The organism is Flavobacterium succinicans LMG 10402 (assembly GCF_000611675.1).
Classification (GTDB): domain Bacteria; phylum Bacteroidota; class Bacteroidia; order Flavobacteriales; family Flavobacteriaceae; genus Flavobacterium; species Flavobacterium succinicans.
On record NZ_JATV01000005.1, the window covers coordinates 59,269 to 74,864 of the forward strand.

13 protein-coding genes and 3 tRNA genes are annotated in these 15,596 nt (G+C 34.4%); 13 read left to right on the forward strand and 3 right to left on the reverse strand.

Translation table 11 applies throughout. From position 1 onward, the window contains the following. Positions 1–122 precede the first annotated feature (122 nt). Positions 123–2,516, reverse strand: a complete 2,394-nt coding sequence (locus AO58_RS0105820) for a DUF5916 domain-containing protein (RefSeq protein ID WP_024980804.1) — start codon at positions 2,514–2,516, stop codon at positions 123–125. A 198-nt stretch (positions 2,517–2,714) separates the two neighbouring features. On the opposite strand from AO58_RS0105820, the gene AO58_RS0105825 reads away from it, so the two are divergent. Then, positions 2,715–3,446 (forward strand): murein L,D-transpeptidase catalytic domain family protein, encoded by a 732-nt coding sequence (locus AO58_RS0105825; RefSeq protein ID WP_024980805.1) that lies wholly within the window; start codon positions 2,715–2,717, stop codon positions 3,444–3,446. Here the strand turns inward: AO58_RS0105825 and AO58_RS0105830 are convergent. Further along, the gene (locus AO58_RS0105830) at positions 3,435–5,027 is read right to left on the reverse strand and encodes a L,D-transpeptidase family protein (protein WP_024980806.1); all 1,593 of its coding nucleotides are present in this window, start codon (positions 5,025–5,027) and stop codon (positions 3,435–3,437) included. The genes AO58_RS0105825 and AO58_RS0105830 overlap by 12 nt on opposite strands. 212 nt (positions 5,028–5,239) lie before the next feature. Here AO58_RS0105830 and AO58_RS0105835 point away from each other — a divergent pair. From AO58_RS0105835 to AO58_RS0105845, 3 genes are all read left to right on the forward strand, one after another. Beyond that, positions 5,240–5,312, forward strand: a tRNA-Gly gene (locus tag AO58_RS0105835). 63 nt (positions 5,313–5,375) lie between these two features. After that, positions 5,376–5,448: transfer RNA gene (locus AO58_RS0105840), tRNA-Gly, on the forward strand. Between the two features lie 62 nt (positions 5,449–5,510). Then, positions 5,511–5,583: transfer RNA gene (locus tag AO58_RS0105845), tRNA-Gly, on the forward strand. 43 nt (positions 5,584–5,626) lie between these two features. On the opposite strand, the gene pepE is transcribed toward AO58_RS0105845, so the two are convergent. Next, entirely contained in the window at positions 5,627–6,334 is a 708-nt protein-coding gene (pepE, locus tag AO58_RS0105850; RefSeq protein WP_024980807.1) for a dipeptidase PepE, read from the reverse strand. Positions 6,335–6,553: 219 nt separating this feature from the next. On the opposite strand from pepE, the gene AO58_RS0105855 reads away from it, so the two are divergent. From AO58_RS0105855 to miaA, 9 genes are all read left to right on the forward strand, one after another. Next, positions 6,554–7,267: a carboxypeptidase-like regulatory domain-containing protein gene (locus AO58_RS0105855; RefSeq protein WP_162150395.1), complete on the forward strand. Its 714-nt coding sequence runs from the start codon at positions 6,554–6,556 to the stop codon at positions 7,265–7,267. Then, the gene (locus tag AO58_RS0105860; RefSeq protein WP_024980809.1) at positions 7,257–7,982 is read left to right on the forward strand and encodes a hypothetical protein; all 726 of its coding nucleotides are present in this window, start codon (positions 7,257–7,259) and stop codon (positions 7,980–7,982) included. The genes AO58_RS0105855 and AO58_RS0105860 overlap by 11 nt, the downstream gene beginning before the upstream one ends. Then, positions 7,969–8,700: a peptidase associated/transthyretin-like domain-containing protein gene (locus AO58_RS0105865; protein WP_024980810.1), complete on the forward strand. Its 732-nt coding sequence runs from the start codon at positions 7,969–7,971 to the stop codon at positions 8,698–8,700. Before AO58_RS0105860 ends, AO58_RS0105865 begins: the two co-directional genes overlap by 14 nt. Next, the gene (gene bamP, locus AO58_RS0105870) at positions 8,684–9,433 is read left to right on the forward strand and encodes a BamP family beta-barrel-assembly machinery protein (protein ID WP_024980811.1); all 750 of its coding nucleotides are present in this window, start codon (positions 8,684–8,686) and stop codon (positions 9,431–9,433) included. Before AO58_RS0105865 ends, bamP begins: the two co-directional genes overlap by 17 nt. Continuing rightward, positions 9,430–9,936 (forward strand): DUF6702 family protein, encoded by a 507-nt coding sequence (locus AO58_RS0105875; protein WP_024980812.1) that lies wholly within the window; start codon positions 9,430–9,432, stop codon positions 9,934–9,936. The genes bamP and AO58_RS0105875 overlap by 4 nt, the downstream gene beginning before the upstream one ends. 58 nt (positions 9,937–9,994) lie before the next feature. Further along, complete coding sequence (locus tag AO58_RS0105880) at positions 9,995–12,238, forward strand: M1 family metallopeptidase (protein WP_024980813.1); 2,244 nt, start codon at positions 9,995–9,997, stop codon at positions 12,236–12,238. 218 nt (positions 12,239–12,456) lie between these two features. Then, positions 12,457–13,116, forward strand: coding sequence for a YggS family pyridoxal phosphate-dependent enzyme (locus AO58_RS0105885; protein WP_024980814.1), 660 nt, complete (start codon positions 12,457–12,459; stop codon positions 13,114–13,116). Between the two features lie 73 nt (positions 13,117–13,189). Next, positions 13,190–14,551, forward strand: coding sequence for an exonuclease domain-containing protein (locus AO58_RS0105890; protein ID WP_024980815.1), 1,362 nt, complete (start codon positions 13,190–13,192; stop codon positions 14,549–14,551). 12 nt (positions 14,552–14,563) lie between these two features. Further along, on the forward strand, positions 14,564–15,484 hold the full coding sequence (miaA, locus tag AO58_RS0105895; protein ID WP_024980816.1) for a tRNA (adenosine(37)-N6)-dimethylallyltransferase MiaA: 921 nt from the start codon (positions 14,564–14,566) through the stop codon (positions 15,482–15,484). Positions 15,485–15,596: the final 112 nt, after the last annotated feature.

Genomic DNA, 15,596 nt, shown 5'->3' on the forward strand with positions numbered 1-15,596 from the left:
AAGCCGAAACGAAACAGCTCCTTAATAGACATAAAAAAGAAAAAAATGTTACAGTTCTAGCAAAAAACCTTTTAAAAAAACAGGAATCAATTATTTAAAACCCAAAAAATGAAGAAAACATATTAAAATTTATTCTTTACCGTATTATAATCAATGAAATAACGCACGCTTACAGATAAAATGGACGTCAAGTTGTTGTTCCAAACATTTTTAAAATTTGTTGGAAAATCTCGCTCTACAAGATTTGTTCTTTCTAAGGCATAGTTTCGATATAAAAAGGACAATTGGCTACCAGGAGCAAACCACCAACTGTAAGAAAAATCAAAATTCCAGGAATTAAAATTTCGATCTTTATTTTCAACATAAGTAGTATTTGTAACAAGTCGCCCATCATTTTGTAAGCTAAAAAAATCATGATTCTTGGCATAGGACCAATAATATCTTGCCGTCAAATTAAGAGTCATCTTTTCGTTCAAAGCATATTTTCCGGTAAAATCATGCTGGAAATACTCTCTGTTTCGTTCTGCAAAAACTATAGCATCATCTGTTGTTTCAACCCAACCACGATCATTTTTTTTATTCAAATAATCCAAAGCATAGGCAAGTGAAAATTTATCATTAAAACGGTATTTTGGACTTGCAAAAAAACCATAATTGTGCCTGCCTTCTTCATCATACCAAGCACCAGAAACGGTAACATCCATAGTAAACGCATGATTCCTATTCATCTCAACACCAAAATAGGAAGACATTCTTTTGGGAATAAATACATATCTATTGTGTTCACGAGGCTCATAAAAATCATAATTAACGAATGGATTAGCAAAAAAGGCAAATTCAAAATAATCATTATTCAAATTTGTTCCTTTAATGAGTGCTTTGTACCACGCTTCTTGTAATTTTCCAAAAGTGTTTTGTACCTCGACATTCACTTCTTGTTCTACTTTGAATGTATTAAAATACCGTGTTGGATTTAGAATTCTATAACTACCATTCGCTAAAAAACCGTGGTAATTCGTAAAGAAAATAATACCCAAATCATTTACATCATAGTTTTCAGAAATATATTTACCAGAAAGCAAATAACGATATTTACCACTCGTCTTTGCAAAATTTAAAGACGTTTTAAAACCATTATAATCCTGAATATCATTAATGGTACTGTATTTAAAATCACCATAAAGATTATAACTATTGGCTTGAGTATTCAAATCAAACAACAATCCCGAAACATTGGCATCTCTAAAACTTCCGTTTCGAGTTGTGTTGGTATTAATAAAGGTAACCGATGAATTTTGATTAAAACGCTGGTCAAAAACCAATACGTTATAATTAGTCAAAGGTTCCAATATTTCTTTTCTTCTAAATTGAGTGATCGTGTCTTTTAGGGTGGCGAAAGTTTTTTCGGTAACGGCATTCAAAAAACCTACTCCGAGCCCTTTTTTAGTACGTCCAGAAATTTTAACAGCATTGATCAAATCAACAGTATTGGGATAATTATCGATGACTTCATTGTCTTTGGTCGTTACTTCTGTCGTGGATCCCAATCCAATTCGACGGGAATAAAACAAGTTTCCCTTGGTAAACATATCCGTCCCTTCGGTAAAAAAAGGTCTATTTTCTTGAAATTGTTGTTCAAAAGGCTCCAAGATTAAAATGGCATTATCGAACTTAGTTTGACCAAAATCAGGAACCAAAATAGCATCTAAAGTAAAAGAATCATTGATACCATATTTCAAATCTAAACCAGCTTTAAAAGTAGTTTCAGAACCAATATCGTTATGCTGATAATAAGCAGACGAATAAGGAATCAAAAACAATCGCGTGGGCGTATCAATATTTTCAATCCCTTCCAAAACTCCAGCTTGCGGAATAACCGCTCCAATGCTAGCATCTACTAAATTCCAAGTGTATTTTTGAACATCTCTTTTTATCTCTCTCATAAAATTAATGCCCCAAGTTTGCTTTTTGGCAGCAGAAAATCGCAAGGCTGCATATGGAATCTTCATTTCAACCGTCCAACCAAAACTGGTTTGTAACACTTTGCTATCCCAAATGGCATCCCAACTAAAATCTTCAAAGTCTTCTGTAGCCAAACAATCCATTTGAACACCAGCTGCACTTACAAAAAATCGAAAATCTTGTTGCCCATCATTGAAGCCATTAATGTAAACACCAAAATGGTCCGACACCCCAAAAACATCTCTATTAGTAATTTCTCGCTGAATTTTCAAAGGATCTTCATCGTACATTGTTGCAGCGATATAAATCGCATTATCATCATAAAGAATTTTGACTTCTGTTTTTTTACTTGAACTAATTGGCTTACCATTGTCGGGTTCAAACATCACAAAATCAGTAGCTGCTTCGGCTGTACTCCAAGCCTCTTCATTGAATTTTCCATCAACACTAATGGTTTCTTTAATAAAACTTGTGTGTAGTGACTTTTTTTGTGACCAAATTGTGCTATTTATTAAAAGCATCAAAAAAGGAATAAAAATGTATTTTTTACTCATAAAGCGAATTGATTTGGAGTAAATGTATGGATTTTAACACAAATACAACTAAAAACTACGCTTTTATCTTAAATAAAACCAAATACAACATCGACTAAGTGTTAAATTTTACCGACAAAATACATTTTAGCATTGTTTTATTGCTTAATCATAGTATATTTGCGACCACGACAATTCTTTCTAACTAAAAGATTTACAATGTATTACAACGTAGCTTTTCTCTTGTTATATTTATTCGGCAATAGCTTTTCTTTTAATTCCAATAGTGTAAAAGAGAGTAATTTTCTTCTTAATAAAAACAAAAAAACTAGTAGCTATAGATCTGACTCCCACACAATGATTGCATCGATCTATCAAAATTTAAATGCCAACCAATTTGAATTACCTAATTATGATAGTTTTGCAGAAGGACTAAAAGGCTACTACACTTTAAAAGAAAAAGGATTAATCAAAAAAGAAATCCTTACTCTAATTGATTTTAGTCTTTCAGCGAACACCAAACGTCTTTGGGTAATTGATTTGGCTACCAATACCATTTTACACCATTCACTTGTTGCGCATGGCAAGAATACTGGCGATGAATTTGCAACAAAATTCTCCAATCAAAATTCATCTTTCCAAAGCAGCCTAGGTTTTTATAGTACTGGCGAAATCTACCAAGGAAAACATGGCGCTTCATTAAAACTTGATGGTTTAGAAGAAGGACTCAATAGCAATGCTAGATCTAGAGCGATTGTCATTCACGGCGCTGACTATGTTTCAGATAAATTCATCAAACAAAACAAACGATTGGGAAGAAGTTTAGGATGTCCTGCTTTACCAAAGGAACTCAATATGCCTATCATTACCACTATTAAAGACAAATCACTTCTCTTTATCTATCATCCGTCAAGAAAAAAAGAAGAAAACAATCAAGCCTTAACGTCGTAAACTATCATACAACGCTAAATCATAGTCATAAATATCTTTTCTAAAAAAAAGCCGCCCTTTTTGGCTCCAAGCCGTCCAATACCAAACATGAAGGTTGTATTTTTTTTCAATTTTGATATAGTGTGTTTTTCTAGTTGCTACTACTGAATCCATTTTTTCTTTGGGCCATTGTTCTGAATGATTTAAAAAATATTCAGCCAATTCCAGCGGTTTCTCCACTCTTATACATCCCGAACTCAGCGAACGATTGCTCAAACCAAACAAATTGCGATGATTGGTATCGTGCAAATAAATACTGTGACGATTTGGAAAAAGTATTTTCATTTCCCCCAAAGTGTTATCGGGTCCTGGACCTTGCACATAGCGATAAGCATGCGGTTTTGTAGCATTCCAAGCATGGGGAGCAACCACTTCATTAGTACTACTATATATGGTGATATTTTTATTCAATAAATAATTCCTATTCTTTAACATAGCCGGCACAATGTCTTCCACTAAAATAGTTGGAGGTATCGTCCAAGTCGGATTCAATACAATTGTTCTTAAATACGAATCTAAAATTGGTGTCTTCCTTTTTGAAGTCCCAACTACAATTTTATGCACCAAAGTGGTATCTTGATTTTCAACCACCCACAATTTATAATCAGGAATATTTATAAAAACAGCATCTTCGTTCTGTAAAGCTTCAAACCATCTCCATCTTTCCAAATTAGCAATAATCTGTTTTTCTCTAATCGCTTTTGAAACATTCAATGCTTCAATAGTACCTTGTCCAATTACACCATCTTGCACTAAACCATGACGTTCCTGAAAACGTTTAATTGCCGCTAACGTCTGTCCATCGTATTTTGAAGTCAACGAATCCCTTGTTTTCAAATCTCCCCAATACCTGAGAATTTTTTTAATGGTTTTCATTTCAACCACATTATCATTAACTTGAATATTTTTAGAATATACTATTGGTGCAAATTCTTGATCATCATATTGACGAATAATTTTCAACGCTTCGAGTAACTGATGATAGACTTCAGTAGTAGGCCTGCACTTTTCGACTAAATCTTTGAAAGATTTTTTTTGAAAAGCCTCAGACAACAACAGATTGACATTAAAAGGAGTTTTCTTTAAATCCCAAGTATCATAGACAATTTTAGGATCAAGTTTACCGTTTTTTAATTGCGATAACAACTGTTGAATATTTGAGGTAATCAAAATATCATATTCAATTAATTCCTTTTCGGTCAAATCAGCATGTCTTTTTTCATATAATTCTAAAGTACTCCATTGATAATCATTTGGTACCAATCCATCAATATTTGATGTTTTAATCATCGAAAGAACTGTTTCACGTAAACTATCCGATTGCCAAACTGTAGAAAACCCCGCAGCACTGTAAAACTGAATTAAGGATTGATTTTTGGTAGCCATGACCAAAGAGCTATCGAACGGTATAGCATTGTTCTCAACTTTCAAGTCAGGTATAGGCGCTAAACTTGAGGTAACCACCGGAGTCGATTGCTCTTCAAAATAGTGCTTACAGCTAGTACAACATAAAAAAAATAGGATCAAGTAAAATGGTTTCATGTTGATTAGGGTATAAATCAATCAGCTATAGCATGAATAACAACAGCTATTTCCGATATCTGACAAATAAAAGACTTTTAATTCAAAAGAAATACAAAATATAACTTTTTAGTTTTAAAACAATTACAAAATTAACGGAATTTTATATCATTTTTTTGGTTTGAAAATTTGCAATTAAACGAAATGTTTCCCTATATTTGCACCTCAATAATGCGAAAGTAGCTCAGTTGGTAGAGCTCCAGCCTTCCAAGCTGGTTGTCGCGAGTTCGAGCCTCGTCTTTCGCTCTAAGCTAGAATTTTTCTAGTCGTTCTTAGAGTTTTTATTCAATTAACAACTCATTATTTAATGCGAAAGTAGCTCAGTTGGTAGAGCTCCAGCCTTCCAAGCTGGTTGTCGCGAGTTCGAGCCTCGTCTTTCGCTCTAAGCTAGAATTTTCTAGTCGTTTTTAGAGTTTTAATTCAATTAACAACTCATTATTTAATGCGAAAGTAGCTCAGTTGGTAGAGCTCCAGCCTTCCAAGCTGGTTGTCGCGAGTTCGAGCCTCGTCTTTCGCTCTAAAAAGCCGAAACAAAATTTGTTTCGGCTTTTTTATTTCTCTTAATTCAACTGACTTAAATCAGCTCCTGCACTCATTTCTACGGGCTCTTGATGTTGCAAAAACAAACGCGCACTCAAATTGCCTTTTAAAACCACCGAATCTCCTTTTACTTCTAGCCAACTTCCTTCTCGCAATCCCAATACAGGAACTGCATTAAAAGCATGAAATTCTTTAATCCGAGTTTCACGAGTTTCTCCCATGTGGGTAGAATCAGGCATTGGATCTAAATAATGTGGATTTAAATTAAAAGGAATCAATCCCAAAGTTTGAAAACTTGGAGGATATACAATTGGCATATCATTGGTGGTTTGCATACTCAATCCGCAAATATTACTTCCAGCACTAGTGCCCAGATAAGGCGTACCATTCTTAACAGTATCAGACAAGAGTTGCATTAACTCATATTGATACAGTTGTGACACCAATAAAAAAGTATTACCTCCGCCAGTAAAAATTCCTTTCGCCTGCTGAACGGCTTGCTTTTTGTCTTCAAATTCATGAATTCCTTGTACTTGAAGCTGAATTCTAGCAAAAGCCCCTCGTACTTTTGCCGTGTATTCGTCATGCGAAATACCTCCAGGACGCGCAAAAGGAATAAACAAAATAGTTTGACAACCTTCAAAATGATGTTGTAATTCTGATAATAAATAATCCAAATACTCTCCCTCGTGTAGCGTTGAAGTACTAGCTATGATAACTTTTTTCATTATAATAAATTTAAAGAGCTAAGATATTAAAATGAGCGCTATTTATTGTTGAAAAAACAGAATATCAAAAGACCAATTCTTCTTGTAAATTAACATATTTTTACCAATCTATTAGTGTTTTATTAGCAAGGACTTACAATACTTTTACTTCAAATCATCATCGGTACAAAAATGAGAATTTGGTTAGCTCTTTTTTTTCAAATATCAACTATAATACACTTGAAGGCTCAACCAAAAAACGAAGTAGTCCTTTCTGGTCGTATTATTAGCTCAAACACCAACACCGAAGATGTAGTTGTACGCAATGAAAATTCAAACACAACTACGAAAACAAATCAAAACGGATCTTTTCGTATCGCATGTAAAATGGGTGATGTTTTGAATTTTAGCGCTACTCACTTAGAAACCAAAAGAAAAAAAATAACCCTAAAAGAATATGAATCACAAACCGTTTTTGTAGAAATGACATCAAAAATCATTGCTTTAGACGAAGTAATCATTTCAACAAACCAAGCAATTACCGCCGAAAAACTACATATTATTCCTGAAAATCAAAAAAAATATACCCCAGCGGAAAGAAGATTAAAAACTGCGGGGGATTTTAAACCCATACATTTGTTAGCAATTCTAGGTGGAGGAATGCCATTGGATCCTGTAATCAATAAGATCAGTGGCCGAACCAAAAAATTAAAAAAGGAGCTTGAAATAGAAAAAAAGGAAAAAATTCTAGAACGCTTAAAAATACTTTATCCCAATGATTACATCCAAAAAAAACTAAGCATTCCAAGCAAGTACATCGATGCTTTTAGATATTTTTGTATTGAAGACAGTACGTTTGTCTCTCATTTCACTGATGGAAATCAAAAATTAACAGCATTAACACTATCAGAATTGGCCATTACCTTTAACAAAAACATACTGAGTGAAGAATAATTTCATACTCTTACTATTGCTTTTTTTCGCTATCCCACAACTTTTCGGTCAAATAAGTACAGAAAGAGTCGTTCAGGGACGAATTATGGTAGCATCCAATTTTATAGATGGGATAAATATCAAAAACGAAACCACCGGAGCCTCTACGTCAAGCCGAATTCAAGGTTTTTTTAGGATTCCGGCTAACGAAGGAGATGTCTTACTTTTTACTGCGGTTAATTTGGAAACCCTTACCAAAATTGTAACCAAATTAGATTTAATCCAAAAAGATTTAAAAATTGAAATGAATCTAAAAAGTATTGTTTTAAAAAACATCATTATTGGTGGAGACAATGATATTTCCCCTCAAAAACTTGGAATTCCAATGGCTACCAAACATTTCACCCCAGCCGAAAGAAAATTGCAAACCGCAACCAAAGGCAGTTTAGATGGGATTTTAAATGGTCTTTCTGGAAGAACCGAAATGCTCAAAAAAGAAGTAGTCATTGAAAGAAAACAAACATATTTAGAAAAATTAGAGTACTTATTTGAAGAAGAGTATTACACAAATAAGCTCAATATCCCGAAAGAATACATCAAAGGATTCCAATACTATTGCATTGAAGACATGGGATTTACCAACTCATTAAAAGCAAAAAACAAAACCATGAGCGAATTTTTGATCATTAAACTCGCTGAACAGTATATTCAAATCATTACTGATGAAAAAAACTAAAGCCAAAACACTATTCCTGTTCTTGAGCACACAGTTACTTCTGGGACAAGTACAAGAAGAGGGTAAAATGATCAAAGGAAAAATCATCACCAACTCTGGTATTTTTACTGAAATTGAAGTAGTGAACCTCGCTTCGGAAAAAAGCACAAAAGTAGATACCAACGGTGAATTTGAAATAAAGGTAAACATCGCAGATGTTTTGATATTTGCTTCTAAAAACTTTCAAGCCTATAAAAAGATCATCCATAAAGAGGATCTTTTAAATGATTATGTTACTATTAAAATGACTCCAAAAGCCATTGAATTAGATGAAGTAGTGATCAATCAATATGCTAATATTAATAGCCGAGCATTGGGCATAATCCCAAAAAACCAGCGAACTTATACTGTTGCTGAAAGAAGATTAGCCTCAGGATCTGGTGGCATAAGCGGTATAATCAATACCCTTTCTGGCCGAAAAGACATGCTCAAAAAAAACCTTGAAGTAGAAAAGAAAGAAACCAATCTAGAAAAAATAAAACGATGGTTTACGACTGAGGACTATCAAAAAACGTTTCATATTACCGATGATAAAATCAATGCCTTTCAATATTATTGTATCGAAAACAGTGCATTGGCAAAGCTTATAGAAAGCAATAACAAAGCACAAATTCTACTAGCAATGTTACAATTAGCCGTCACTTTTAACGAACTACAAACCAATGATCACCAAAACTAAAATCTTATATCTTTTTTTATTATTTGTGTCTCTTGCGTATTCCCAAGAACGAACAAGACTTCACGGAAAAGTTTCTACACAGTTTGGAGTAGTAGCCAATGGAACCGTTTTAAACTTGAACTCCAAAACAAGGCAACCTATTTCAGAGGTCGGATATTTCGAAATTTTAGCCAAACCAAAAGACACTTTACTTTTTACCGGTTTAGCCTGTTTGCCCAAAACAATAGTACTGAATACATCCAATTTCAATCCTGCCGTTTTAGAAGTAACGCTAGAAATGTTTGACAATGAACTCAAAGAAGTCATCATTCTCAATCAAAAGGAAATTCGCCCAACTAGTGCTAATTCTCAAAAATACGTTGACAAAAAGTACTTTGCCGATAAGCAATCGTCGCCAACAAACCCATTAATGCCTTCGTCCCCCATTCCAAACGGAACCGATTTAGTACGCTTGTTCAAAGAGTTCAAAAAAATTATTAAAAAGAAAGAACCTGTTTTAGAAGAAAAACAAAGAACGATAAATTTCTACAAGGAAGTAACTCGAAAAACGCCAACTTCTTTCTTTGTTAATACGTTAAAAATAAAAGAAAGTGAAATCTTGCTCTTTCTCTCTTTTTGCGAAAAAGATAAAAAAGCAACACAAGTCATTACTGAATATGATGATTTTTTTCTCTATGATTTTCTAATAAGTAAGAATATAGAATTTAAAAGTTTCAGTACTTTTGAGCAATGAAAAAAACAGTTTTAACCTTTGCCTTACTATTTCTAGCGCTAAGTCTATCTTCATTTGAACTTCATAAATTTTATGTTGCCATTTTTCAGGTGCAATTTGTTCCTGAGAAAAAAAGAGTGCAAATCACTTCTCGCATCTTTCTAGATGACATCAACCAAACTTTAGAAAAAAAATATCACAAAGCAACTCAAATTGGATTCGGCCCCGAAAAACCAGAAGAAATTGTTTTACTAAAAAAGTATTTTACTGACAACTTAGTAATAAAAATAAACGGGCAGTTGCACCATTTGAATTACCTATCGAGTGATGTTGAAGAAGATGTATTGGTCAGCTATTGGAGCATCACCAACATCTCAAAGGTCAAAAGTTTCAACATTCAAAATACAATTTTAATGGATGGGAATGCTGACCAACAAAATATCATGCATTTTACCGCAAACAACACCAAAAAAAGCTTGAATTTTACGGACTCATCCAAAACACAAATGTTAAACTATAACTAATTGTAGTGCCGTTTCGTTAAAATAATTATTTTCACCAGCTTAAAACGCCAAACTATATATGAAAAAAACCATCTTTCTTTTATTACTACCCGCAATACTTATTGCCCAAGAAAAAACCACCACCACAACCCAAAAACAACAAGGCGCATACGACACCAATAAATTTAGTCAAATGTACGATTTGTTAGCTACGCCAAATATGTTTCGTACAGCCTCTGGTGCACCTGGTCCGGCCTACTACCAACAACAAGCCGATTATAAAATTGATCTTGAATTAGATGACAAAAACGCAAAAGTAAGCGGAGCTGAAACCATTACGTATCACAATAACTCTCCCGATAAACTCGAGTATTTATGGTTACAATTGGATCAAAACCAAGCAGCCAAAAATTCGCAAACACCCTTAGCTGAAAACGAAAGAATTGAACAAGTACTAACACCCAATAAATTCACCAACGAATATTTAAAACAGGGGCTAGATCGTGGATTCAAAATAGAATACGTAAAAGATGCTAAAGGCAACCCCATGAAATACACCGTAAATCAAACCATGATGCGTATTGATTTACCTATTGCCATGAAACCTGGTGAAAAAATATCATTTTCAATAAAGTGGTGGTATAATATCAATAATTACCAACAAGATGGATTTCGATCAGGTTATGAATTTTTTGAAAAAGATGGCAATCGTCTATATGTAATTGCCCAATTTTATCCAAGAATGGCCGTGTACAATGATGTAGAAGGATGGCAAAATCAACAATTTTGGGGTACAGGAGAATTTGCGCTCCCTTTTGGAAATTTTGATGTAAATATCACTGTGCCTGCAGACCACGTTATGGAAGCCACAGGAGAATTACAAAATCCAGCCGAAGTTTTCTCCCCTGCCCAATTCAAACGATATGAACTAGCAAAAAAGAGTTTTGATAATCCCGTTATAATTGTTACTCAGGCAGAAGCAGAAGCAGCTGAAAAAGGCTTTGCAACACAAAAGAAAACCTGGAAATTTAGTGCTAAAAACGTACGTGATTTTGGAATAGCAACCTCTAGAAAATTCATATTTGATGCAATGGCTGTCCAGTTAGGTGGTAAAGTCGTTATGGCTACTTCTGTCTATCCAAAAGAAGCCAACCCGCTTTGGGAAGAAACCTCTACAAGAACTGTTGCGCATACCCTAAAGAGCTATTCCGCTCACACTTTTGATTATCCTTATCCAAAAGCAGTTTCCGTTTCGGCAGAAGACCAAGGTATGGAATACCCTATGATTTGTTGGAATTTTGGGCGTCCCGATGCTAACGGTGTCATCAATCCGCAGATTAAAAACGGAATGATTGGAGTAATTATTCATGAAGTAGGGCATAACTTCTTTCCAATGATTGTGAACTCAGATGAACGCCAATGGTCTTGGATGGATGAAGGTTTGAATACCTTTATGCAATACATGGCCGAACAAGAAATGGGTACTAACTTCCCATCAAGACGTGGACCTGCCAAAAACATTGTTCCTTACATGAGTGGTGATCAAAAAATGCTAGAGCCTATCATGAGCAACTCTGAAAGCATAATCAATTTCGGAAATAACGCTTACGGTAAGCCCGCTACAGCCCTCAATATTTTGAGAGAGACCGTAATGGGTCGTGAATTATTTGACCATGCTTTTAAAACCTATGCCAATCGTTGGAAATTCAAACATCCAACACCTGAGGACTTTTTCAGAACAATGGAAGACGCCTCTGCCTTTGACCTTGACTGGTTCTGGAGAGGTTGGTTTTACTCAACCGATGTTGTAGATATTGGCATTACAGAAGTAAAACAATATTACGTAACCGACACACCAACTACCGAATTAAAAAATTCCAAACTAAGAAAAGGGCGTTTCGGAGAAGAAAAAGGACCTTTTGTTTATTTAGTAAATGGAACAAATCAAGAATTAAAAGAAGCTGACAAGAAAGCGTTGAAAATCGACGAATTCAAATTGCTTTCGGATTATGTGAATGAAAAACTAACAGCCGAGGAAAAAGCATCATTAAATGCACCAAAATATTTTTATGAAGTGGCATTCAATAAACCCGGAGGCTTAATCATGCCAATTTTAGTGGAAATCACTTATGAAGATGGCACGACAGAAAATTTCAAATATCCAGCACAAATTTGGAGAAAAAACAACGATACAGCCAAGAAAGTATATGCTACTACCAAAGCAATCAAAAAAATTGAAATCGATCCAAAATTAGAAACTGCCGATATTGATGTCACTAACAATAGCTGGCCAAAAGCAGAAGTAAAATCAAAATTTGATTAATCAATTAAAGAACAATACGAAATAAGCCTGACGAACTCAGGCTTATTTTTTTTTAAAACAAATCGATTACACATTGGCACCAATACTAAATGGTTAAATAAAGAATAAAATTAAACACCCCATAAAAAGAAGACCCTACTCCATGCGTAAAAAGAAGTATTAATTTAATAAGTTTGCTTAAGGATAACAAAGCCGGAAGATCTATAAAAAATTACATCATGCCAATAGCTGAAAATTTACTAAAAATAAAGGAATCACTTCCAGAACAAGTAACACTAGTAGCGGTTTCAAAAACCAAACCCGTATCAGATTTGATGCAAGCTTACAATGCAGGACAACGTATTTTTGGCGAAAATAAAATCCAAGAAATGGTGGATAAATGGGAACAAATGCCCAAGAATATCGCTTGGCATATGATTGGTCATGTTCAAACTAATAAAGTCAAATATATGGCGCCCTTTGTTTCACTAATTCACGGTGTAGATAGCCTTAAATTATTAGTAGAAATCAACAAACAAGCGCTAAAAAACAACCGAATTATTGATTGCTTATTACAAATTTATATCGCCGAGGAAGAATCAAAATTTGGTTTGGACGAACAAGAATTACAACAACTCCTCTCCTCTCCTACTTTTACCCAAATGAAAAACATTAAAATTGTTGGACTCATGGGGATGGCAACCTTTACCAATGATCAAAACCAAATCAAAAAAGAATTCACCCACTTAAAATCTATGTTTGATAACATACAAAAACTGGAAACAACAAACTGCCAACTGAGCACTATTTCTATGGGAATGTCTGGCGATTACTCATTAGCTATCGAATGTGGTAGTACTATGGTTAGAATAGGAAGTAGTATCTTTGGCGGTAGATAATTATCAATGATTCTAGATTAAGGATATATGATGTATAAACTGATTACTATAAACTGAAAACTGAACACTGAATTTGTACGCAATACTTGACATAGAAACCACAGGAGGACAATTTAACGAAGAAGGAATCACCGAGATTGCTATTTATAAATTTGACGGTCACGAAATAGTAGATCAATTTATTAGTTTGGTTAATCCTGAAATCCCCATACAGCCTTTTGTGGTAAAATTGACTGGGATTAATAATGCCATGTTAACTTCGGCTCCTAAATTTTTTGAAATCGCCAAACGTATCATCGAAATCACTAACGATTGCATTTTAGTAGCACACAATGCTAGTTTTGATTGTAGAATATTACGAACTGAGTTTCGTCGTTTAGGCTATGATTTCAACATCAAATCATTGTGCACTGTTGAGTTGTCTCAAAAATTACTACCCGAACAACCTTCACATAGTTTAGGAAAATTAGTGCGAGCACTTGGCATCCCAATGGCTGACAGACATCGTGCGAGTGGCGATGCATTGGCTACCGTAAAACTCTTTAAACTTTTATTAGAAAAAGATATTGAAAAAACCATCATCAAACAGTTGATCAAAACTGAAATTGAGAAAGGAATCGCACCAAAACTCTTAGATATTGTTCAAAATATGCCCTCAAAGACGGGGATCTATTATATTCATAACGATAAAGGCAACCTGATTTATATTGGTAAAAGCCGAAATATAAAAAAGAGAATTAACCAACATTTTACTGGAAAGTCAAACAAGTGCAAGAAAATTCAAGCCGAAGTATTTACTGTAACGTATGAAGAAACCGGAAGTGAATTGATTGCTTTACTCAAAGAAAGTGAAGAAATCAAAATCAACAAACCCATTTTGAATCGTGCCCAACGTAAAAGTATTTTTCAATTGGCACTCTATTCCGAAAAAGATAAAAATGGCTACTTGAACCTAAAAATTCAAAAATACGATGGGCGAAAAAAAGAAATTACATCCTTTTCATCCTTGCAAGAAGCTAAAAACACAGTTCTTAAAATTACATCCAAATATCATCTTTGCCAGAAATTAACCGGACTATATCAAACTAAGAAAGAGTGTTTTCAATATACTATAAAAGAGTGTGATGGCGCCTGTGTTGGCGAAGTTTCAGCGGAAGACTACAACCAAAGAGTAGAACTTTTCATAAAAGAGCACGACTTTGAAAGTCAAAACATGATTATTCTTGACAAAGGACGCAAGTATAGCGAACGATCTGCGGTGCTAATAGAAAACGGTATTTACAAAGGTTATGCTTTTTATGACTTAAATTACCAAATCACAAATCCGGAGATATTGGCTAATATTTTAATTCCGATGCAAAACAATCGCGATGCTAAAAACATTATTCAGAGCCATATTCGAAAAAGCAAAACACTGAAAGTGATTCATTTTTAGAGATTCAAAACAATGAAATATTTAATTACTATTGTGGGGCCAACAGCTATTGGAAAAACAGCTTTAAGCATTCTACTGGCTCAGCATTATAACTGTGAAATTGTTTCGTGCGATAGTAGGCAATTTTTTAAAGAAATGCGTATTGGGACGGCGGTACCTTCACTTGAGGAACTCAAATCGGCTCGGCACCATTGTATTCAAAACAAATCTATTTTTGAAAATTATACGGTTGGAGATTATGAAAAAGAAGCGCTATCAAAAATAGACGAATTATTTACGACCAATGATTATGTGGTTTTTGTAGGAGGTTCTGGGCTTTATGTTGACGCGGTTTTAACAGGTTTCGATACTTTTCCTGAAATTGACCCTGCGGTGCGAACAAGCATTCAATTGCAGTATGAAAAAGAAGGTATAGCTTATTTACAAGAGCAACTAAAGGCGCTAGATCACTATTATTTTGAAAAAATAACGCTTGAAAATCCCCAAACACTATTGAATCCTCAGCGGATGATGCGTTTTGTTGAAGTGTGTATGGGTAGTGGAAAACCTTATTCTTCTTTCTTAAATCAAAAGAAAAACAACCGAAATTTTATTCCGATCATCATTGGTCTTGAAGCCGAAAGAGCTCTTATGTACGACCGCATCAATCAACGCGTGGATATCATGATCGAGGAAGGTTTACTGGATGAAGCTAGAAGTTTGTATCCTCATAAAGCCTTGAATGCTCTGCAAACGGTGGGTTATAGAGAGTTATTCAGCCATTTTGATGGCGAATGCGAGTTGGCATTTGCTATTGAGGAAATAAAGAAGAATACCCGACGTTTTTCAAAACGACAACTTACTTGGTTTAAACGAAAAGAAAATACTAAATGGTTTGATTTTACAACCGATAAAAATGTTATTATCGAACATATTGACTCAAAAATGACATAATAAAAAATCCTAAATGCTGCTCATTTAGCCCCGACAGAAGGGATAAACCTTGTGCACCGGGGTTCGGCGGACAAGTTTAGGAATGATGGCGGGTACGATGTTTATTAAAATG

What these genes read in the sequence shown, in the direction of transcription:
- AO58_RS0105820 (WP_024980804.1), bottom strand. Translation starts at nt 2,516, where the DNA reads ATGAGTAAAAAATACATTTTTATTCCTTTTTTGATGCTTTTAATAAAT.
- AO58_RS0105825 (WP_024980805.1), top strand. Translation starts at nt 2,715, where the DNA reads ATGTATTACAACGTAGCTTTTCTCTTGTTATATTTATTCGGCAATAGC.
- AO58_RS0105830 (WP_024980806.1), bottom strand. Translation starts at nt 5,027, where the DNA reads ATGAAACCATTTTACTTGATCCTATTTTTTTTATGTTGTACTAGCTGT.
- pepE (WP_024980807.1), bottom strand. Translation starts at nt 6,334, where the DNA reads ATGAAAAAAGTTATCATAGCTAGTACTTCAACGCTACACGAGGGAGAG.
- AO58_RS0105865 (WP_024980810.1), top strand. Translation starts at nt 7,969, where the DNA reads ATGAAAAAAACTAAAGCCAAAACACTATTCCTGTTCTTGAGCACACAG.
- bamP (WP_024980811.1), top strand. Translation starts at nt 8,684, where the DNA reads ATGATCACCAAAACTAAAATCTTATATCTTTTTTTATTATTTGTGTCT.
- AO58_RS0105875 (WP_024980812.1), top strand. Translation starts at nt 9,430, where the DNA reads ATGAAAAAAACAGTTTTAACCTTTGCCTTACTATTTCTAGCGCTAAGT.
- AO58_RS0105880 (WP_024980813.1), top strand. Translation starts at nt 9,995, where the DNA reads ATGAAAAAAACCATCTTTCTTTTATTACTACCCGCAATACTTATTGCC.
- AO58_RS0105885 (WP_024980814.1), top strand. Translation starts at nt 12,457, where the DNA reads ATGCCAATAGCTGAAAATTTACTAAAAATAAAGGAATCACTTCCAGAA.
- miaA (WP_024980816.1), top strand. Translation starts at nt 14,564, where the DNA reads ATGAAATATTTAATTACTATTGTGGGGCCAACAGCTATTGGAAAAACA.